Annotated in this window: 21 protein-coding genes and 1 pseudogene; 19 read left to right on the plus strand and 3 right to left on the minus strand. The window is 67.2% G+C overall.

Annotated elements, in window-relative coordinates; genetic code table 11:
• The 6 genes and pseudogenes from QOC76_RS16580 to QOC76_RS16605 all read left to right on the plus strand — a co-directional run.
• Positions 1-302: pseudogene (locus QOC76_RS16580) on the plus strand (N-acyl homoserine lactonase family protein); the annotation flags it as partial.
• Positions 299-1,603: an allantoinase AllB gene (gene allB, locus QOC76_RS16585; protein ID WP_526358237.1), complete on the plus strand. Its 1,305-nt coding sequence runs from the start codon at positions 299-301 to the stop codon at positions 1,601-1,603. The pseudogene QOC76_RS16580 and the gene allB, both read left to right, overlap by 4 nt.
• A complete protein-coding gene (locus QOC76_RS16590) occupies positions 1,600-2,364 on the plus strand; it encodes an aspartate/glutamate racemase family protein (protein WP_526358239.1) in 765 nt (254 codons plus the stop codon). The genes allB and QOC76_RS16590 overlap by 4 nt, the downstream gene beginning before the upstream one ends.
• Positions 2,365-2,437: 73 nt before the next feature.
• The gene (gene alc, locus QOC76_RS16595; RefSeq protein WP_526358241.1) at positions 2,438-3,451 is read left to right on the plus strand and encodes an allantoicase; all 1,014 of its coding nucleotides are present in this window, start codon (positions 2,438-2,440) and stop codon (positions 3,449-3,451) included.
• Positions 3,448-3,981 (plus strand): hypothetical protein, encoded by a 534-nt coding sequence (locus QOC76_RS16600; protein ID WP_526358243.1) that lies wholly within the window; start codon positions 3,448-3,450, stop codon positions 3,979-3,981. The genes alc and QOC76_RS16600 overlap by 4 nt, the downstream gene beginning before the upstream one ends.
• Positions 3,978-5,030 (plus strand): isopenicillin N synthase family dioxygenase, encoded by a 1,053-nt coding sequence (locus tag QOC76_RS16605; RefSeq protein ID WP_526358245.1) that lies wholly within the window; start codon positions 3,978-3,980, stop codon positions 5,028-5,030. The genes QOC76_RS16600 and QOC76_RS16605 overlap by 4 nt, the downstream gene beginning before the upstream one ends.
• Here QOC76_RS16605 and QOC76_RS16610 read toward each other — a convergent pair.
• Positions 5,023-6,096, minus strand: coding sequence for an ABC transporter substrate-binding protein (locus tag QOC76_RS16610; RefSeq protein ID WP_526358470.1), 1,074 nt, complete (start codon positions 6,094-6,096; stop codon positions 5,023-5,025). The two genes, QOC76_RS16605 and QOC76_RS16610, sit on opposite strands and share 8 nt — an antisense overlap.
• 293 nt (positions 6,097-6,389) lie before the next feature.
• Between QOC76_RS16610 and ctaD the strand changes: the two genes are divergently transcribed.
• Complete coding sequence (gene ctaD / locus QOC76_RS16615) at positions 6,390-8,135, plus strand: aa3-type cytochrome oxidase subunit I (RefSeq protein ID WP_526358472.1); 1,746 nt, start codon at positions 6,390-6,392, stop codon at positions 8,133-8,135.
• Positions 8,136-8,186: 51 nt separating this feature from the next.
• Positions 8,187-9,428, plus strand: coding sequence for a phosphoserine phosphatase SerB (gene serB, locus QOC76_RS16620; protein ID WP_526358474.1), 1,242 nt, complete (start codon positions 8,187-8,189; stop codon positions 9,426-9,428).
• Between the two features lie 5 nt (positions 9,429-9,433).
• Here serB and yczR read toward each other — a convergent pair whose 3' ends face one another.
• Positions 9,434-10,876, minus strand: a complete 1,443-nt coding sequence (gene yczR / locus QOC76_RS16625) for a MocR-like transcription factor YczR (RefSeq protein ID WP_526358247.1) — start codon at positions 10,874-10,876, stop codon at positions 9,434-9,436.
• A gap of 62 nt (positions 10,877-10,938) precedes the next feature.
• On the opposite strand from yczR, the gene QOC76_RS16630 reads away from it, so the two are divergent.
• The 10 genes from QOC76_RS16630 to QOC76_RS16675 all read left to right on the plus strand — a co-directional run bounded on the left by QOC76_RS16630 (position 10,939) and on the right by QOC76_RS16675 (position 18,214).
• Positions 10,939-11,091 (plus strand): hypothetical protein, encoded by a 153-nt coding sequence (locus tag QOC76_RS16630; protein WP_526358249.1) that lies wholly within the window; start codon positions 10,939-10,941, stop codon positions 11,089-11,091.
• Positions 11,084-11,791: a membrane protein YczE gene (yczE, locus tag QOC76_RS16635; protein WP_526358251.1), complete on the plus strand. Its 708-nt coding sequence runs from the start codon at positions 11,084-11,086 to the stop codon at positions 11,789-11,791. The genes QOC76_RS16630 and yczE overlap by 8 nt, the downstream gene beginning before the upstream one ends.
• A gap of 76 nt (positions 11,792-11,867) precedes the next feature.
• Positions 11,868-12,164: a hypothetical protein gene (locus QOC76_RS16640; RefSeq protein ID WP_526358253.1), complete on the plus strand. Its 297-nt coding sequence runs from the start codon at positions 11,868-11,870 to the stop codon at positions 12,162-12,164.
• Complete coding sequence (locus QOC76_RS16645; RefSeq protein ID WP_526358255.1) at positions 12,161-12,838, plus strand: nucleoside/nucleotide kinase family protein; 678 nt, start codon at positions 12,161-12,163, stop codon at positions 12,836-12,838. Before QOC76_RS16640 ends, QOC76_RS16645 begins: the two co-directional genes overlap by 4 nt.
• Before the next feature lie 66 nt (positions 12,839-12,904).
• Positions 12,905-13,744, plus strand: coding sequence for an ABC transporter ATP-binding protein (locus QOC76_RS16650; protein ID WP_526358257.1), 840 nt, complete (start codon positions 12,905-12,907; stop codon positions 13,742-13,744).
• Positions 13,744-14,541: an NUDIX hydrolase gene (locus tag QOC76_RS16655; RefSeq protein ID WP_526358259.1), complete on the plus strand. Its 798-nt coding sequence runs from the start codon at positions 13,744-13,746 to the stop codon at positions 14,539-14,541. Before QOC76_RS16650 ends, QOC76_RS16655 begins: the two co-directional genes overlap by 1 nt.
• Positions 14,538-15,188 (plus strand): enoyl-CoA hydratase, encoded by a 651-nt coding sequence (locus tag QOC76_RS16660; protein ID WP_526358261.1) that lies wholly within the window; start codon positions 14,538-14,540, stop codon positions 15,186-15,188. Before QOC76_RS16655 ends, QOC76_RS16660 begins: the two co-directional genes overlap by 4 nt.
• Positions 15,189-15,198: 10 nt before the next feature.
• Positions 15,199-16,203, plus strand: a complete 1,005-nt coding sequence (locus QOC76_RS16665; RefSeq protein ID WP_526358263.1) for a class I SAM-dependent methyltransferase — start codon at positions 15,199-15,201, stop codon at positions 16,201-16,203.
• The gene (locus tag QOC76_RS16670; RefSeq protein WP_526358476.1) at positions 16,161-17,363 is read left to right on the plus strand and encodes a THUMP-like domain-containing protein; all 1,203 of its coding nucleotides are present in this window, start codon (positions 16,161-16,163) and stop codon (positions 17,361-17,363) included. The genes QOC76_RS16665 and QOC76_RS16670 overlap by 43 nt, the downstream gene beginning before the upstream one ends.
• Before the next feature lie 125 nt (positions 17,364-17,488).
• On the plus strand, positions 17,489-18,214 hold the full coding sequence (locus QOC76_RS16675; RefSeq protein ID WP_526358265.1) for an esterase: 726 nt from the start codon (positions 17,489-17,491) through the stop codon (positions 18,212-18,214).
• A gap of 125 nt (positions 18,215-18,339) precedes the next feature.
• On the opposite strand, the gene QOC76_RS16680 is transcribed toward QOC76_RS16675, so the two are convergent.
• Positions 18,340-19,626, minus strand: a complete 1,287-nt coding sequence (locus QOC76_RS16680) for a BamB-related PQQ repeat family beta-propellar protein (RefSeq protein WP_526358267.1) — start codon at positions 19,624-19,626, stop codon at positions 18,340-18,342.
• A gap of 81 nt (positions 19,627-19,707) precedes the next feature.
• Between QOC76_RS16680 and QOC76_RS16685 the strand changes: the two genes are divergently transcribed.
• The gene (locus QOC76_RS16685; RefSeq protein WP_526358269.1) at positions 19,708-20,445 is read left to right on the plus strand and encodes an acyltransferase; all 738 of its coding nucleotides are present in this window, start codon (positions 19,708-19,710) and stop codon (positions 20,443-20,445) included.
• Positions 20,446-20,468: the final 23 nt, after the last annotated feature.

The raw sequence follows: 20,468 nt of genomic DNA on the forward strand, positions 1-20,468 counted from the left end.
CGGGGATCACCGCCGTGCCCACGTACGGACACACCCCCGGCCACCAAAGCTTCGTCGTCGAACTCGACGAGTCCGTCGGCGGCGGGGGCTACGTATTCGCGTTCGATGCGGCCGACCTCACGGAGAACATCGAAGGCGAATTGGCGATCGGCGGCTTCATCGGTGTCGAGCCCGAGGAGACCATTGAGCCCATCCGCAGGCTCAAGAAGCTGGCCGGCGACAAGGGTTATCCACTGATACCGGGCCACGATCCACATGTGTGGCCGGAGATGACCCGGCACTTCCACGAGCGGTTCGGATGACCGATCTTGTGGTGCGCGCCGAGCGGGTTCTCCTCGACGGCGGGCTACGGTCGGCGGCGGTCGCAGTGGCCGACGGCCGCATCGTGGAGATCGGCGCCGTCGACGCGGGATTCCCGGCGTCCGTCGCCGAGGTCCTGATGCCGACGAATGCGGTCCTGCTGCCGGGCTTTATCGACACCCACGTGCACATCAACGAGCCCGGAACCGATTGGGAGGGTTTCGCGACCGCCACCGCGGCAGCTGCGGCCGGGGGGATAACCACACTCGTGGACATGCCCTTGGACTCCGACCCGGTGACCACGTCCGTCGCATCGCTGAGGGTGAAACAGGCGGTTGCGCAATCCAACTGCCACATCGATGTCGGCTTTTGGGCCGGCGTAGTGCCGGAGAACCTCGAGGATCTCGGGCCGCTGGCTCAGGCAGGCGTGCGCGGTTTCAAGTGCTTTCTCAGCGATTCTGGCAACGCGAACTTCTCTCATCTGACGCCAGATCAGTTGCGAAAGGCAATGGCGCGGATCGCCGAACTCGGCTCGGTGCTTCTGGTGCACGCCGAGAGCCACCACGTCATCGGCGGAAGCCCGCGGCCGTACGGCAGACACTACAAGTCGTTTCTGGACTCGCGTCCCGATGCCGCCGAGGAAGACGCCGTAGCGCTGGTGCTCGACGCCGCGGCGGCCGGCGGCGCCCGCGCGCACATCGTGCATGTCTCCAGTTCGCTTGTGCTTTCGCGACTGGCCGAAGCCAAGCGGTCGGGGGTACCGGTCACCGCCGAAACATGTCCGCATTATCTGACTTTCGCCGCAGAGAGCATTCCCGACGGTGCTACCGAGTTCGCGGCCTGCCCGCCCATTCGTAACGGCGCCAACCGTGAGCCGCTGTGGGAGGGTCTCCTGGACGGCACGCTGGACATGGTGGTATCCGACCATTCGCCCTGCGCTCCGCGGCACAAGGCCGACGGTGACTTCGGGCGGGCCTTCGGCGGGGTCAGCTCACTGCAGCTAGGTCCCCGGGTGATATGGACGCAGGCCGCGCGCCGGGGTTTCGGCCTGGCCGAGTTGAGTCGGTGGATGTCCGAGCGGCCCGCGGTGCTCGCCGGGTTCTCCGACCGGGGGCGGATTGCCACCGGGCTGCGGGCCGACCTGTGTGCCTTCGACCCCGAAACAGAAGAGGTCGTCGACATGAGTGCGCTGCGGCATCGGCATCAGGTGAGCCCGTATCACCGCGTGGCTCTGCGCGGTTCGGTGCTGCAGACCTGGGTGGCTGGACACTCGGTCTTCGGTGCGGTGTGTGAGCCGGCATGAAGATTCTTGTACTCAACCCCAACACTTCGGAGAAGATGACTGCTGAGATCGCCGCGGCAGCTCGGGCCGTTGCGAATGCCGGCACCGAAATCGACTGTATGGCACCATACTTCGGCGCGGCAGCGGTCGACTCGGCCGCCGAAAGCTATCTGTCGGCGGTTGGGGTGATGGATACCGTCGCGCGCCTGCTCGAAGAGGGCCGCTTCCACTACGACGCGGTTGTGCTTGCCGGATTCGGCGAGCACGGCAAGGACGCGCTGCAGGAGATGCTGACGGTACCGGTTTTCGACATCGCGGAGTGCGCCGCGCACGTCGCCCACCTCATCGGGCGACGGTTCTCGGTGGTCACGACGCTGAGCCCTTCGATAGCGCCGATCGAGGACCGGCTGCTGCTCGCCGGCCTGAACGCACACTGCAAATCGGTGCGCGCGTGCGGCCTCGGCACCGCCGAGGTTGACGCCGATCCGGCCGGTGCGGTCGCCGCCATCGTGGACGAGGCGGCCCGCGCGGTCAGCGAGGACGGCGCCGACGTGATCTGCCTAGGCTGCGCAGGGATGGCAGGCGTGGCGGAGGCGATCTCACGCAAAGTCGGGGTGCCCGCCGTTGATGGCGTCGCCGCGGCGATCGCGTTGGCGCAGGCCGTCGTCGGCCTCGCGCTGTCCACCAGCAAGGCCGGCGTCTACGCACCGGGACCGGACAACCCGCGCAGCCACTGGCCGATCTCGCGGGCGCTGGGCTTGGGTGAGAGAGGCGAGGCATGACGGCCCGAAGTCGACCGCGAGTGAGGATCGCAGCGAGGTACGAGCGAGGACCGGAGCGAGCTGGAGGCGAGGCATGACGCAGGTCGATTTGGCATCCCGCTCGCTGGGCGGCAGCGTCGTCGCCGCGAGTGACGAGTCCTTCGGGTTCAAGGAGCGGCTCATCGACCCGGCCGAACCGGCCTTCGTGCCAGGCACTTACGACCTGCGAGGCGAAGTCGTCGACGGGTGGGAGACACGCAGACATGCAGGCGCCGACGGGGACTGGGTGATCCTGCGCCTTGGTGCCCCGGGACGGTTGCACGCCGTCGACGTCGACACCCGCTTCTTCGCGGGAAACCACCCAACCGCGTGCCGGGTGGACGGATGCGCTCTGGGCAGGACGGCGGACCCCACCGCACCGGACGTCCGGTGGACACCGTTGGTGGAACACACCGTGCTGAAGGAGGATTCGCGGAACCTGTTGTCAGTGCGAGATCAGCGGCGCTGGACTCACGTGCGGCTCCGGCTGGACTCCGACGGCGGGGTGGCGCGACTACGCGCCTACGGCAAGGTGATCCCCGACCCTGCGCTCTGGACAGATGTCACCGTCGAGGTGTCCGGGCTGGAGCAGGGTGGGCGCGTCGAATGGTGCAGCGACAGCTTCTATTCGCACGCCTGCGCGCTCATCGAACCGACAAGGCCACGGAACATGGGCGAGGGCTGGGAGACCCGCAGGCGCCGCGACGTCGGACCCGACAGCCACGACGCGGTGCTGATCGCCTTCGCCGTGCCCGCCGATCTGGTGCGCCTGGAGATCGACACCTCGTACTTCGTGTTCAACGCATCGGCTGAAGTTTCCGTTCTTGGCAGTCGCGCAAGCCCTGACGGTGAACACGGCTGGGCGCTGGTGCCGTTCGACCTACCGGTGCTGCCACGGAGCCGGCTGGTCGCCGACGCCCGACAACTGTTCACCGTGGATGCCCGCGGCGTCACGGCACTGCGGGTGCAGGCATACCCGGACGGGGGAATCGCACGGGTGCGCGCGCTCGGCACGCCAACCGATGACGGCCTGGAAAGGCTGCGCCGGCAGTGGGAGGAGTCGAAGTGACTACCCCGGTGATGGGAGACTGTGTCGGTCTGTGGCGACGCACGCTGCTGATCGGCGCCGACGGCTCCCGCGACACCGGCACGGGCGTGGTGTGGTTACAGGGCATCACCGCATACATCGACTCGCGAGGCTTCGCGGGGACGCTTCATCAGAGCGACGACATCTTCGAGTGGCGCCGCGATATCGACCTCGGACCGCCGAACCAGTTGCCGGACGAGGGCTCGATGCGGTGGGACGGTCGGGCACTGGTCGAGACGGGTGTACACGAGGACTACGTCGAGCACTGGGTCCGCGACACGATGCCGACAGAACCCAGCGGCGCACTCTTTCTCACCGCACCCGAGGGTGGCAACGGCCTTCTGTTGCGTGTCGGCGACCTGTTCGGCTGGGCCGGCGCGGGTGCCGTAGTGATCGACACCATCGCATCCGGGCAGTGGGACGCCCTCGGAATCGAGCTGTATGCCGAACACGTCGAGGCGAACGGCGTGCGCTGGAGGATCGACCAACGCGAAGGGAACGTGAATCCATGAGTGGCGCAACGTCGTTCACCTCGGTGCCGACGGTCGACATCAGCGGGCTGCGATCATCGGAGCGCGCGCAGCGCGAGCAGGTGGCGGCCGAGATCGGCAGGGCAGCAAGCGAAGTCGGCTTCTTCTACGTCAGCGGTACGGGTGTCGACGATGAGCTGTTCGTCCGCATGCTCGCCGTTACCAAAGAGTACTTCGCTTTACCGGTCGAGGAAAAAATGCGTAGCTACATCGGCTTGTCGCGGTGCCACCGCGGCTATGTGCCAGTCGGCGAGGAGGGAGTGGAGACCGGCACGCCGGATCTGAAGGAGGCGTTCGACACCGCGCTGGACCTACCGCCCGACGACCCCGATTACGTAGCGGGCAACCCGATGCTGGGCCCCAACACGTGGCCCGACCTGCCGGGCTTCGCCGAGGCGGTTACCGCCTACTACGACGCGGTCCTCGACGTCGGACATCGGCTGCTGTGGGCGTTCGCGGTGGCTCTCGGAGAAGACCCCGACGTATTCTCGCGGCACGCCACCAAGACGCCGAGCCAACTGCGGTTGGTGCATTACCCGTTCAACCCCGACGCAGAGGACGGACACGGCATCGGCGCACACACTGACTACGAGTGTTTCACCCTGCTGAAACCGACGGCGCCGGGTCTGGAAGTGCTCAACGGGGCGGGCGAGTGGATCGACGTTTCGCCGGTGGACGGCACATTTGTCGTCAACGTCGGCGACATGCTGGAGTTGTGGACCGACGGAGCGTTCGTCGCCACCAGCCACCGGGTGCGCAAGGTCGTCGAGGAACGGTACTCGTTCCCGCTGTTCTTCAACGTCGATTACCACACCGAGGTGAAACCGTTGCCGCAGTTCGCAGCCGACGGCGCCACGACGCGTCCGGCCCTGCGCGCGGGTGAGCACCTGTTCGCCCAGACGGCGCAGACTTTTGCGTACCTACGCAACCGCATCGACAGCGGTGAACTGGTGCTTCCCGACGGCTCGTTGACGACCGGTCAGTTTGGCCAACAGGCGCGCTACGGCATCAACGACAAGCCGGTCAGTTGATCGGCGCGTTGAGGGAGCGCAGATCTGCCAGTATTCCGCGGGCCGCGACGATGCCCTCGCCGGTCTGCCACACCTCGTTGTTGACGACGAAGACCCGGTTGTCCTTGTTGGCGGACAACTTCTTCCACGCGTCGCTGCCCATCACTTCGCCGGCGCGGTCCTTGGCCGCAGGTGAAGCGAACGAGACGTACAGGATGTCGCCGTCGGCGATCGAGAAGTCGGGGGAGTTGTTCAGGTCTTCCTCGGTGGTGCCGACCTCGACATAGGGCTTATCGGTAAAGCGTTGTGCCGCGGGGCGATCCACACCGACATCGGCGAGCACGCTGCCAGGGAAGCTGTTCGGACCGAGCACCCGCAGGGTCTTGTCGGTCAGCTGCACGACCGAGGCCTCAAAGTGCGCGGCATCGTTGTCGGCACCCGTCTTGGCGGCGGCCGCGGCGAAGTCGTCGATCAAGCCGTTAGCGGCATCGGCCCGCCAGTTCGCCGCACCCACCGTCCGCAGGGTGTCCTCCCATGCGGCGCCGGGTGCGCCGGTGAACACCGTCGGCGCGATGGCCGACAGCTTCGGGTAGGCATCGGGCGTCAGGGACTCCGACCCGAGGATCAGGTCGGGCTGCGCCGCACGTATCGCCTCCAGATCCGGCGCGCTGCGGGTGCCCACCGCGGGCAGGTCATGGATGGCGGCACCGAGGTAGGAGGGCTGGCTGTCGGACTCGTCGGGTAGCGCGGCGGCGACGATGCGGGACTGCAGACCCAGCGCACACAGGGCGTCGAGTTGGTCGCCGGAGAGCACCACGATCTTCTGCGGTTCGCCGCGAACAATGGTGCTGCCCGCGGCGTGGCGGACCTCCCGGTCACCCTCGCCCGGGCCGACCGGTGCCGGGTTGGGCGCGCAGGACTCGTCGGGCCTGCGCTGATTGCCCAGCACACCGGCGCCCGCCACCCTGGTGGTGCTGGTGATGACGGTCGGTTCGGCTGCCGGCGACTGGGTCCCGTTGCCCAGCTGGCCGCAGCCGCCCACCGACGTCACCACGAGGGCTGTCAGCAGGGCCGTTGCGGCTGCGATCGGACGGGGCGCCGGAGCCGCTCGGCCGGCGACATTGAATCGCGGAGCCGCTCGGCCGGCGACATCAAATCGCGGTCGGCGGTTCAGCACGGGGCCGACGGTAACAGCTGCCGGTTTCTCCTACGTTTGTTGCGGCCGCGACCCGCGTTTTGCCGCAATAAACGACACGGTCGTGGACATGGGGAAATCAAATACGACCGTTTGTAGGACCCATGCCGACACGGGGCGGTTCGGGCGATAAGATTTCGGTAGCAGCATTGCGGGCATCCCCGCATAGACGTTTGGAGGACGTGTTGGTAGCCGAAGCGCCCCCGGTCGGAGAACTCGAGGTCCGTCGTCCGTTTCCGGCGCGGCTCGGCCCCAAGGGCAGCCTCATATACAAGCTGATCACGACCACCGATCACAAGCTGATCGGCATCATGTACTGCGTCGCCTGCTTCATCATGTTCTTCATCGGCGGCCTGATGGCGCTGTTCATGCGCACCGAGCTCGCCCTGCCCGGCCTGCAGTTCCTGTCCAACGAGCAGTACAACCAGCTGTTCACCATGCACGGGACGGTGATGTTGCTGTTCTATGCGACGCCCATCGTTTTCGGATTCGCCAACCTGGTGCTGCCGCTGCAGATCGGCGCTCCCGACGTGGCGTTCCCGCGGCTCAACGCGTTCTCGTTCTGGCTGTTCCTGTTCGGCGCGATGATCGCGATCGCGGGCTTCATCACCCCCGGCGGCGCGGCCGACTTCGGCTGGACCGCCTACACCCCCCTGACCGACGCCATCCACTCCCCGGGAGCCGGTGGCGATCTGTGGATCATGGGTCTGGCCGTCGCTGGTCTCGGCACCATTCTCGGCGGCGTAAACATGATCACCACGGTGGTGTGTATGCGCGCTCCCGGCATGACCATGTTCCGGATGCCGATATTCACCTGGAACATCCTGGTGACGTCGATTCTGGTGCTGCTGGCCTTCCCGCTGCTGACCGCGGCGCTATTCGGCCTGGCCGCCGACCGCCACCTCGGCGCGCACGTCTACGACCCGGCCAACGGCGGTGTGCTGCTCTGGCAGCACCTGTTCTGGTTCTTCGGCCACCCCGAGGTGTACATCATCGCGTTGCCGTTCTTCGGCATCGTCACCGAGATCTTCCCGGTGTTCTCCCGCAAGCCGGTCTTCGGCTACACCACGCTGATCTACGCGACCATCTCCATCGCCGCATTGTCCGTCGCGGTGTGGGCGCACCACATGTATGCGACCGGCGCGGTGCTGCTGCCATTCTTCAGTTTCATGACGTTCCTGATCGCGGTGCCGACCGGTATCAAGTTCTTCAACTGGATCGGCACCATGTGGAAGGGCCAGTTGACGTTCGAAACACCGATGCTGTTCTCGGTGGGCTTCCTGGTCACCTTCCTGCTCGGTGGCCTGTCCGGTGTGCTGTTGGCCAGCCCCCCGCTGGACTTCCACGTCACCGACAGCTATTTCGTCGTCGCACACTTCCACTACGTGCTGTTCGGCACCATCGTGTTCGCCACCTACGCGGGCATCTATTTCTGGTTCCCGAAGATGACAGGGCGACTGCTCGACGAGCGCCTCGGCAAGCTGCACTTCTGGCTGACGTTCATCGGCTTCCACACCACGTTCCTGGTCCAGCACTGGGTCGGCGACGAGGGCATGCCCCGCCGCTACGCCGACTACCTGCCGACCGACGGATTCACCACGCTGAACATCGTCTCGACGATCGGCGCGTTCATCCTTGGCATCTCGACGATCCCGTTCGCGTGGAACGTATTCAAGAGCTGGCGCTACGGCGAGCCGGTGACCGTCGATGACCCATGGGGTTACGGCAACTCACTGGAGTGGGCCACCAGCTGCCCGCCGCCGCGGCACAATTTCACCGAGCTGCCCCGAATCCGTTCGGAGCGCCCGGCTTTCGAGCTGCATTACCCGCACATGGTGGACCGAATGCGCTCAGAAGCGCACATTGGGCGCAGCCACGGACCAGACGACGGCGACGTCTCTCGGCTGGACAACGAGAACGTCAGAACCTGATGCCTGCGCGGGGGGCCAGCCAGGGTGGATAGTCGAAAGGTGGCTTCACCTATCGGCTCTTCGCGTAAGCGCTCATCGCTTCTGATCACCGTCACCGGAGTCGATCAACCGGGCGTGACTTCTGCGCTGTTCGAGGTGCTTTCGCGACACAAGGTCGAGTTGCTCAACGTCGAACAGGTGGTCATCCGTGGGCGCCTGACGCTGGGCGTGCTGGTATCGGGCACCGTCGAGATCGCAGGCGGTCGCGAGCTGCGCGAACAAGTCGAGGACGCCATCCACGGTGTGGGGCTCGACGTGACGATCGAGCCCAGCGGCGAGATGCCGGTGATGCGTCAGCCGTCCACCCACACCATCGTCGTGCTGGGCAGGCCGATCACCGCCGAGGCGTTCGGTGTGGTGGCCAGTGAAGTGGCCGCACTGGGCGTCAACATCGACTTCATCCGCGGCGTGTCCGACTATCCGGTTACAGGATTGGAGCTGCGGGTTTCGGTGCCGCCCGGCGGTGTCTACCAGCAGTTGCAGGCCGCGATGGCTCGGGTCGCGGGCAACGAGGGTGTGGACATCGCGCTGGAGGACTACAGCCTCGCGCGGCGGGCCAAGCGGCTCATCGTGTTCGACGTCGACTCCACGCTGATCCAGGGCGAGGTCATCGAGATGCTGGCCGACCGGGTCGGTGCACACGCAGCCGTCGCCGAGATCACCGAGGCCGCCATGCGGGGCGAGCTGGATTTCGCCGAGTCCCTGAACCGCCGCGTCGCGACGCTGGCCGGCCTGCCGGCCGAGGTGCTCGAGGAGGTCGGGGAGCAGATCGAGCTGACGCCCGGCGCGCGGACCACACTGCGGACATTGCGCCGCCTGGGTTTTCACTGCGGGATCGTGTCGGGCGGCTTCCGCCAGGTCATCGAACCGCTCGCCCACGAGTTGGAGATGGACTTCGTGGCCGCCAACCAGCTCGAGATCGTCGACGGCAAGCTGACTGGACGGGTGGTCGGGCCGATCATCGACCGGCCGGGAAAAGCCAAGGCCCTGAGGGACTTCGCGCAACAGGCAGGTGTGCCGATGGAGCAGACGGTCGCCGTCGGCGACGGCGCCAACGACATCGACATGCTGGCCGCGGCCGGTCTGGGAGTCGCGTTCAACGCCAAGCCTGCGCTGCGAGAGGTGGCCGACGCGTCGCTGAGCAACCCGTACCTGGACACCGTGCTGTTCGTCCTCGGGATCACCCGCGGCGAGATCGAGGCCGCCGACACCGTCGACGGCACGCTCCGCAGGGTGGAAATCCCCGACAACTAGCTCGATCAGACCACGACGGTCGTCGGCTCGGGCGCGATGGAGCCGGTGACGCTGTGCCAAGCGCGGGCCAGTAGCTCGATGGCCGCCGAAAGCTCGTCCTCCGGCAGGGCATAGGGCACTCGCACGAAGCGTTCGAGTGTGCCGTCGACGCCGAATCGTGGTCCGGCAGGCAGCTCGAGCCCCATCCGGGACGCCGCGGCCGACAGCGCCGTGCTCATCGGTGCCGGTAGCCGCACCCACAGCGACATGCCGCCGACACCTGGTCCAGGTTCCCAGTCGGGCAGATGCCGGTCAAGCAGGGAAAGCAGGAGCTCGCGTCGTGCCCGCAGTATCTCGCGGCGCTCAGGAAGCAGTTCGTCCCGCCGCGCGAGAAGCTTTGCGGCGGCGAACTGTTCGAGAACCGGCGTACCCATGTCGACGGACGGGCGCAGCGCGGCGATGGTGGCGATGGTCGCGCGTTCGGCGCGAATCCAGCCGACGCGCAGGCCGCCCCAGAACGACTTCGACATCGAACCGATCGTCAGCACCAGGTCACGCCGCGTCGTCATCGCGGCGGCCATCGGCGCGGGAACCGCTTCGTCAAGCCACATGTCGAGGATCGTCTCGTCGATGACCGTGCGCGTCCTCGTCCCGGCGATGATGTCTGCCAACCGCTTCCGGTCGTGAGCGGGCATCGTCAAGCCGGTGGGATTCTGGTTGTCCGGAATCAGATAGGCCAGGCTGGGCGACAGTTGGCCCACCGCGGCCTGAATTGCATCGAGTTCCCAGCCGTCCTCCGTCATGGCCACCGGCACGGGCCGCGCCCCCGCGGTGGTGATCGACGTCAACGCGCCATGGTAGGTGGGCTGTTCCACCAACACACGGTCGCCGGGTTGCACGTATGTGGTCAACACGAGGTTGAAGGCATGCAACGCGCCGGTGGTGACAAGCACTTGGTCGGGGTCGGTAAAAAGCCCTCGCTCGCAATATCTTTCGGCGATGGCTTCTCGCAGAACGTCGACGCCGACGAGTTCGTGGCCGACCTTGTGCAGATAGGGCGTCACCTCGTGGATGGCATCGACGAACGCCTCGCTGACGGCGGCCGCAGGAGCGGACAACGCGGCTGCGGCAAGACTCGTCGACGGTGCCGTGGGTTCGGGGCGGGCGGCAGGTGCGACGGGTAGGGCCGTGGTGCTGCGGGCTCCGCGGCGTGCGTTCAGGTAACCGTCCTCGCGCAGTTGCGCGTAGGCGGCGGTGACGGTGGTGCGGGAGATACGCAGAGAGTCGGCCATTGCCCGTTCACTGGGCAGGCGTGCACCGACGGGCAGGCGCCCGTCGACGATGAGCAGCCGGATGGCGTCGGCCAGGCCGTAGTAGGCCGGCCCGCTGCGACTGGACGTACGCCAGTTGCCAAGTTCGCGGGCCAAACGGTCCACATCGAGCGCTCGGGCGCGCATATCTACCGTCATCACAGGCCAGTATGCGTCGACTGGCTATGGAATAACAAGCCAGTTGGCGACATTATTGGGTCATGAGCATGAATTGGACATCAAAATTGGCCCGCCCACTGGGCAGGATCTTCCGACCGGCGCAGCGCATCCCGGCCGAGTTTGTGGACCGCGACGCCGAACGGGTGCGCAACGAAATCGATCTGATTCGGATCCGCTTTCCGCACCATGCGTGAGGCGACGGCCCGCGGCGGCGCGCTGCTGCTCGGGCTCATCGGCTACGGCTTCTCGATGGCGACGATGGTGCGCGCCGGACTCGGGCTGGACCCGTGGGACGTGTTCCATCAGGGGCTCGCGTTGAGAACACCGATGACCATCGGCATCGCGTCGGCCGTGGTCGGGGTGGCGGTGCTGCTGGCCTGGATCCCGCTGCGCAACCGCCCCGGCATCGGCACGGTGGCCAACGTCATCGTCATCGCGGTGACCGTGGACGCTTCGCTGGCGATCTTGGCGTCGCCCACATCGCTTCCGGCCCGTATCGCGATGATGGTCGGCGCGGTCGTGCTGAACGCGATCAGTACCGTGCTCTACATCGGCGCGGGCCTCGGGCCGGGCCCACGCGACGGGCTGATGACGGGACTGGTGGTGCGCACCGGCCTCTCGGTCCGAATCGTGCGGACCTCGATCGAGGCCACCGTGCTCGCGATCGGCTGGCTGCTCGGCGGCACAGTCGGCGTCGGCACCGTCGTGTACGCATTCGGGATCGGGCCTCTTGTCCAGCTCTTCATCCGGATCACGCCGAAAAAGGTGCTGGCGCACAGCGGCTGGGCGTCGGTCACCAATCGCTTACCCGAGCGCCGCGTCGATGCGGCGGATGTCGAAGATGTGGTCGGCCAACATGCTGGTGAGTCCGACCGTCCCTGCACGGTCACCTAATCGGGCGGGGCGATCTGGAGTCGTCGGCAGTGCCGCGACTTCGACCGGCGTCCTCTCAGCGCGTTCAGTGAGCATCGTGCACACTGACGTATACGGGTCGAGCCAGCATGACACCGGCGCCGACAACATCGTCATCCACCTCGACACGTACCACATGAACATCGAGGAGGACGACATGGTCACGCCGGTCCGCGACTGTGGTGACCGGCTGGGCCACGTCCATATCGGCGAAAACCACCGCGGCTACCCGGGTTCCGGGCACACCGACTTCGCGGCCGTCGTCGCCCAAGGGCTGTCGAACGACCTCGCGATCTGGGGCATCATCAGCGACGGATTGCGCGTGGCGCGGCGGCACGCCGCTGCGCCGGCATGACAAGCGGGGCCACCGGATCCGACACCCTGCAACGGCTGGCGCAGGATGCCATCGCGCTCGCCGAAGACCGGCAGCGTGCCGTCCTCGGCATCGCCGGAAGCCCGGGAGCGGGCAAATCCACACTGGTCGAGCAGCTACTTGCCCGCATCGGCGAGTGCAAGGGACCCGGCTGGGTCACGCACGTCCCCATGGACGGCTTCCACCTCGCCGATGAACAGCTGCGCCGCCTCGGGGCGCTTGGCCGAAAGGGCGCACCCGACACCTTCGATTCAGTGGGCTACGCGGTGCTGCTCGAGCGGATCGCCGCGGAAACCGATGCGCCGGTCTACGCCCCGGGATTCGACCGCACCCTCGAACAGCCACTGGCCGCGGCCCTGGTGGTGCCGCCGACCGCTCGACTGGTGATCACCGAGGGCAACTACCTGCTGCTCGACCACCCGGCGTGGCTGCGAGCGCGCCGGGCCATGGACCGCGTCTGGTTCGTCACCAGCGAGGAGGCTCGGCGCGTCGAGCGGTTGGTGGCCCGCCACGTCGAATTCGGCAAGAGCCCCGACGCCGCGAAGGCCTGGGTCGCAGGCACCGACCAGCCCAACGCCGACCTGGTGTCGCCGACGGCGGCCTCCGCGGACATGGTGATCGTGAACGGGTCAGACGGTTGGCTGATATCGCCATGACGGCGGCGGCCGTCTGCTCGTGAAGCCGCCGAATCCTGCGCGAATACGCGTCACTACGATGAGCGAGTGCCCGACTCCGGAAGCGACAGCGTCGACCCCGACCTGCTGATCGATTTCGCCAAGGTCACACTGCGGCGCGGCGGGCAGGTCCTCGTCGGCCCGGTCACCTGGTCCGTCGAGCTCGACGAACGCTGGGTGGTCATCGGACCGAACGGCGCGGGAAAGACGTCGCTGCTGTGGATCGCCGCCGCGACGGAACATCCATCCTCGGGTACGGCCTATGTGCTCGGCGAACGCCTGGGCCGCACTGACATGGCCGAGCTGCGCTCGCGGGTCGGGTTGAGCAGCTCGGCGCTGTCGCAACGCGTGCCGGACGGGGAGCTGGTGCGCGACCTGGTCGTGTCAGCGGGGTATGCCGTGCTCGGCCGCTGGCGTGAGCAATACGAGGACGTCGACTACACCCAGGCCCTCGACATGCTGGAGAGCGTCGGCGCCGAACACCTCGCCGAGCGCACCTACGAAACGCTGTCAGAGGGCGAACGCAAACGCGTGCTGATCGCCCGTTCCCTGATGACCGACCCGGAACTGCTGCTGCTCGACGAACCCGCGGCCGGGCTCGACCTCGGTGGCCGCGAGGAGCTGGTCGCGCGGCTGGAGGATCTGGCCGCCGACCCGGACGCCCCGGCGATCGTGCTTGTCACTCACCACGTCGAGGAAATCCCGCGCGGGTTCAGCCACGCGCTGATCCTGTCGGAAGGACGGGTGGTCGACGCCGGGCTGCTGACGGACGTGCTGACCGCGGAGAATCTGTCGAGGGCGTTCGGCCAGTCGATCGCGCTCGACATCATCGACGGCCGTTATTTCGCCAGGCGCACCCGAAGCCGGGCAGCCCACAGGAGGCGTTGATGAGTGAAGACCCCCTCGTTCCGCGGCCCGCCGCGACCGTAATGCTGATCCGGGACATGCCTGACGGCATCAAGGTGTTCCTGATGCGGCGGCACCGCAAGATGGACTTCGTCGGGGGAGTGATGGTGTTCCCCGGTGGTGGAGTCGACGACCGCGACCGCAACGCCGACATCGCCTGGCACGGCCCCGACAAACAGTGGTGGGGCGACAAACTCGGCACCGACGCCGACCTCGCCGAAGCTCTCGTCTGCGCCGCGGCGCGGGAGACGTTCGAGGAGTGCGGTGTGCTGTTCGCGGGCGCGGCCGACGATCCGGACCTGCTCGTCGACGACGCGTCGAGCTACCGCGACCAGCGGGCCGCGCTCGTCAGCAAGGAGCTGTCGTTCGCCGAGTTCCTGCGCGCCGAGAAACTTATGCTGCGCTCCGACCTGCTGCGCCCGTGGGCGAACTGGGTGACTCCCAAAGAAGAGCGGACCCGCCGCTACGACACCTACTTCTTTGTCGGTGCGCTTCCAGAGGGCCAGCGGGCCGACGGCGACAACACCGAGTCCGATCAGGCCGACTGGATCACGCCGGAAGCCGCCCTCGAGGACTTCACCGCTCAGCGGAGCGTCCTGCTGCCCCCGACGTGGACTCAGCTCGACGCGCTGGCCGGCCGCACTGTCGCCGAGGTGCTGGCCGTCGAACGGCAAATAATCCCCGTCTCGCCGAACATGAGCATGACCGACGGCAACCTCGAGTTCGAATTCTTCGACGGCGAGCGCTACAACCAAGCGCTCGGGGGCCGTATCCCGTGAAGGAGTTCGTCAGCATCCACACGTTCGACGGGCATCCCGGCATCGCCACGCTGTTGCTGTCCAGGCCGCCGACCAACGGCCTGACCCGTCAGATGTATCGCGAAATCGTCGATGCTGCAGGCGAAGTGGCTTCGCGTGACGATATTGCGGCGGTGATCGTGTTCGGCGGACATGAGATCTTCTCCACCGGCGACGACGTGGCGGTTCTGCAGACCCTCAACGCGCAGGAGGCAGCCGGAGCCGCCCAAGTCGGTCGCGATGCCCTCGACGCCATCGGCGCGATTCCCAAACCGACCGTCGCCGCGATCACCGGATACGCGCTCGGCAGCGGGCTGACGCTGGCCCTGGCCGCGGACTGGCGGGTGGCAGGCGACAACATCAAGGTCGGCGCGACCGAGATCTTGTCCGGGTTCCCGCCCGGCGAGACGGCTCGGCTGGCCCGCGCGATTGGTGAAAGCAAGGCCAAGGATCTGGTGTTCACGGGCCGGTTCGTCGACGCCAAGGAGGCACTGGCTCTCGGCTTGATCGACGAGATGGTGGCCCCCGACGCGGTCTACGACGCGGCGGTGGCCTGGGCGCAGCGGCTGGTCGAGCACCCGCCGCAGGTCATCGCCGCCGCCAAGGCCACCTTCGGCGACGGCCGTTAGGCTGCCCTGCATGAATCTCAAGGACACCGACGCTGCGCCGAATGTCGCCGGCCAGCCGGCTCCGGTCCCCAATCCGCACGCCACGGCGGAGCAGGTGGAGGCGGCCCGCCACGACTCCAAGCTCGCCCAGGTGCTCTACCACGACTGGGAAGCCGAGAGCTACGACGACAAGTGGTCGATCTCCTACGACAAGCGCTGCGTCGACTACGCGCGCGATCTGTTCGACGCCACCGTGCCGCCCGAGGAGCAGCGGGAGTTGCCGTACGACCGGGCGCTGGAGCTGGGCTGCGGCAGCGGGTTCTTCCTGCTGAACCTGATCCAGGCAGGCGTCGCGCGGCGCGGCTCGGTCACCGACCTGTCTCCGGGCATGGTCAAGGTGGCCACCCGCAACGGCCAGAACCTCGGTCTCGAGATCGACGGCCGCGTCGCCGACGCCGAGCGCATCCCGTACGACGACGACACCTTCGATCTGGTGGTCGGCCACGCCGTGCTGCACCACATCCCGGACGTGGAGCTGTCGCTGCGCGAGGTGGTTCGTGTGCTCAAGCCAGGCGGCCGGTTCGTGTTCGCCGGTGAGCCGACGAACTCCGGCGAGAACTACGCGCGCCCGCTGTCGACGCTGACGTGGCGGGCGGTGACGAACGTGACTCGGCTGCCGGGGCTTTCCGGCTGGCGGCGCCCGCAGGCCGAGCTCGACGAATCGTCGCGTGCGGCCGCGCTGGAGGCGCTCGTCGATCTGCACACGTTCTCGCCGGGCGACCTGGAAAAGATGGCCCGCTCTGCCGGTGCTGTCGACATCGTCACCACCACAACGGAATTCACCGCCGCGATGCTGGGGTGGCCCATCCGCACGTTCGAGGCGGCAATGCCGCCCGGCCGGTTGGGCTGGCACTGGGCCAAGTTCGCGTTCGGCAGTTGGATGACGCTGAGCTGGGTGGACCACAACGTGTGGCGTCGCGTCGTCCCGAAGGGCTGGTTCTACAACGTCATGGTGACCGGGGTCAAGCCGTCGTAGATTTCGGCCTGGATGCCGTCGCCTATCTGAACAGCGACGCCGGAGCGCAGGCGCTGCGGGATGTCGACGGCTACCGGCTGACCGATGCGAGCCGCATCTCCGACATCGGTTCGATACGAGCGCAATTCGGCGTGCACGCGCCCGCTCTGGTGGAGACGGTCCTGCTGCGCCGAAGGGCGAGAGCCAAATTCGCCGACCCGTCGGACTGGTTGTTCACCGATGACGCGCTGCAACAGGCCACCGCGCAACCGGTGGCCGAACACCGGGCACGGCGGCTGGCCGGCGCCACCGTGCACGACGTCACCTGTTCGGTCGGCACAGAGCTTGCCGCGCTGCGAAAGTCGGCCGGTTACGTGATGGGCAGCGACATCGATCCGGTCCGGCTCGCCATGGCCCGGCACAATGTCGCTGACGTACCGCTGTGCCGCGCCGACGCACTGCGACCCGTCACCCGCGACGCCGTCGTGCTCGCCGACCCGGCGCGCAGGCGGTCGGGGCGGCGGCGGTTCGACCTGCTCGACTACACGCCACCGCTGGATCGTCTACTCGACGTCTACCGCCACCGTGATGTCGTCGTAAAGTGCGCGCCGGGAATCGATTTCGCCGAACTCGAGCGCCTCGGTTTCACCGGTGAAGTCGAGATCACGTCGCTGGGCGGCAGCGTGCGCGAGGCGTGTCTCTGGTCGCCGGGCCTCGCCGCGGCGGGCGTGCGCCGTCGGGCCACCATGTTGGACGGTGCCGAACAGATCACCGACGCCGATCCCGACGACTGCCCGGTCGCACCAGTGGGCCGGTGGATCGTCGATCCCGACGGTGCGGTCGTTCGGGCCGGACTGGTCCGCCACTATGCCGCCAGACACGGGCTCTGGCAGCTGGACGGCGATATCGCCTACCTGTCCGGCGACCGGCTGCCCGACGGCGTGCGGGGCTTCGAGGTGCTCGACGAGGTCGGTTACAGCGAGAAGCGACTGCGGCAAGTGCTGTCGGCGCACGACACGGGCGCCGTCGAAATTCTGGTGCGCGGTGTCGACGTCGACCCGGACGTGCTGCGGCGGCGGCTGAAGTTGCGTGGCTCGCGGCACGTGTCGGTGGTGATCGCGCGTATCGGCTCCGGCACGGCAAGTCGGGCAACGGCATTCATCTGCCGACCCTCGCGGTGACTTACCATGCCCCGACTCGCACTCGCTGCGGTCCTCGCTCGTACTCGCCTTCGGGAGCTTGCCTGTCGCCTGTATTGTGACGTCGGCGGCTACGGTGCCGCTCTGGCTCGAAGAGGATCTCATCGATGCGCATTTCCACGTCGGTTCTCGCTGCCACTGCGGCCGTACTCGTCGGCTTCTCGGGTGTTGTCGCGGCTGGGCCCGCGTCGGCCGCGCCGCCGAAGTGCTCGGACCTCCAGGGAGGTTTGGTCGGGCAGAACTGCGTGATCCAGGCCGGGGACACCGGTTACTCGTTGCAGATCACCTATCCGGCCGACTATCCGGATGTGCAGGCGGTCTTCGACTGGGTAAAGCAGACCCGGGACGGCTTCGTCAACGTCGCGAAGTCGCCCGACGCGCGCACCATGCCCTACCAGCTGGAGGTCACCCCGACCGAGTACAACTCGGCGGTTCCGCCGCGCGGCACGCAATCGGTGGTGTTCAAGGTGTTCCAGGACGTCGGTGGGGCCCACCCGCAGACCTTCTTCAAGGCGTTCAACTGGGACCAGACCCTTCGCTGGCCCATCGTGCTCGACACCGGGGGCAAAGAGAAGATGCAGCCGCTGTTCCAGCCGGGCGCCAACCCGTGGCCGGTGATCTTCCCGCTGGTGCAGGCGGAGCTGGAGAAGCAGATGGGCACCAAGCCGGCGATCGCACCCGAGGTGGGGCTGAACCCGGCGACATACGAGAACTTCGCGATCCAGAACGACTCGCTGGTCTTCTTCTTCGGCCAGGGCGCAATCCTGCCGGAGTCGGCGGGTGCCCTGACGGTGACGATCCCGCGGGCGCCGGTCGACCGGATGATCGCCTAGCCGGGCGACGATCAAGCGGCGAGGGACGAGCCGCGTTGAGGAGGCCGGCGAATTGGCCTAGCCGGGCGACGATCAAGCGGCGAGGGACGAGCCGCGTTGAGGAGGCCGGCGAATTGGCCTAGCCGCTAGGCGGGCGAGAAGCCGTACACCTGCCCGGCGCTCGTCGAAACGACGACGCGGCGGTCGTGGCCAATCGCCACCCCGACCGGCCAACCTTGCGCATCCGGCAGCGGATAGCTGTTGATGGTGTGGCCGTCGCCGGGGTCGAACACCAGCAGCGCCTGGCCGTCCTCGCCGTCTTTGACCACGGTGTAGGCGACGTGTTCGCCGGCCCGGCTGGACGTCGTCAAGGGGGAGATGTCGTCTCGGGTCCACATCACGTCGGCGTGGTTGCCGCGGTCCTTGATCGCGACCAGCCGCGTGTCGGGCCCGCCGCCGGCGATGACGTCGTCGCTCGGCGCCACCGACGGCGGCGTCTGCGACAGAAACTTCAGCGGCGTCGACCACTTCGGCTTGCCGTCCGCGGCGTTGATGGCCCACAGCCTGTCGTCACGGCCGTTGACGTAAATCGTCGACCCGTCGGCAGACGCCACCGGGCTCGCCATCGTCCCCGCCTTGACCGCGTCGCTCGTCCAGGCCACCGACAGCTTGGGGTTCCGGTCGGGGTTGTATTTCAGCCCGACGAGCACCGAGGCCGGTGCATTGGGCTGCCAAACCGGCACCACGACCACGCCCGACTTGGCGGCGAACGCGGGCGCGGAGGCGACCGGGCAGCGCGGCCGTGCGGCCCGGCAGTCGGTCAGACCCCGCATTGAGTCCGTCGGGTCGACGCCCTCCACCAAGTCCAGCGGATTGCCGATCACCGAGCCGCGGTGGGCGTCGAAAAGCAGGACCTGACCCAGGTGCGTCACCACCAGAAGATGATTCGGCGCCAGAATCCTTGCAGTGGTAGGCATTCCGATGACGGGCTGCCGCCACCGGATCCACTGCGTCGGCGGGAACGACAACATCGCACCGGGCTGCCCGATGTAGAGGTTGTCGAAGCCGTCCCACAGCGGGCTCGACGATCCACCGCCCTGCCACAGCCGGGTGCACCACCGTTGCCGGGCGTTGTTGTCCGCTTCCCACACCATCAGCGAGCAGCCGGCGGGGGTCTGCCCGTTGACCGCCAGATACTGTCCGGACCCCAGCGCCACCGTGGCGCCGAGATCGCCCTTCACCGAGCGGCTCCATTGGAGTTCGAGCGCCTCGGCGCCTGCCACACCGGTGTAGCTGCTGTTGGCCGCGTCGCCGTACTGTGCGGGCCAGCCGTCGGCCGCGTGCGCGTCGACCCAGGAGTCGGTGTTGCCGCACCCGGCCAGAGCACCCGTGATCAGCGCTGTTGACGCCAGCACGATGAGTCGCCGGAACACTCGATCCTTTCCCGTCCCTATTCGTAGGCCCACGTGAGGGTAACCGTTCGGGATACGGAGGCTCGCGTAGGCTTTCCGGCCATGACGACGATGTGGGGGGCGCCGCTGCACAAGCGCTGGCGGGGATCTCGGCTCCGCGATCCGCGCCAGGCCAAATTTCTCACGATGGCTTCCTTGAGGTGGGTGATCTCGAATCGCGCCTACACGCCGTGGTACCTGGTGCGCTACTTCCGGCTGCTCAAGTTCAAGCTGGCCAACCCCCACATCATCACCAGGGGCATGGTTTTCCTCGGCAAAGGCGTGGAGATTCAGGCGACTCCCGAGCTGTCGACGATGGAGATCGGCCGCTGGGTCCACATCGGCGACAAGAACACGATCCGCTGCCACGAGGGTTCGCTTCGCTTCGGCGACAAGGTGGTGCTGGGCCGCGACAACGTCATCAACACCTACATCGACATCGAGCTGGGCGACTCGGTGCTGATGGCCGACTGGGTCTACGTCTGCGACTTCGACCACCGGATGGAGGACATCAACATGCCGATCAAGGACCAGGGCATCCTCAAGGGTCCGGTGCGGATAGGTCCCGACACCTGGATCGCGACGAAGGTCACCATCCTGCGCAACACCACGATCGGCAAGGGCTGCGTCCTCGGCTCGCACGCGGTCGTCAAGGGCGACATCCCGGACTATTCGATCGCGGTCGGGGCGCCGGCCAAGGTCGTGAAGAACCGCAAGCTGGCGTGGGATACCTCTGCGGCCGAGCGTGCCAAGCTGGCGGCCGCACTGGCCGACATCGAGCGCAAGAAGGCATCCCGCTAACTGCTTTCATTGACTCTGCGTCC

Origin of the sequence: Mycobacterium sp. (assembly GCF_032159565.1) — a bacterium.
Taxonomy (GTDB): domain Bacteria; phylum Actinomycetota; class Actinomycetes; order Mycobacteriales; family Mycobacteriaceae; genus Mycobacterium.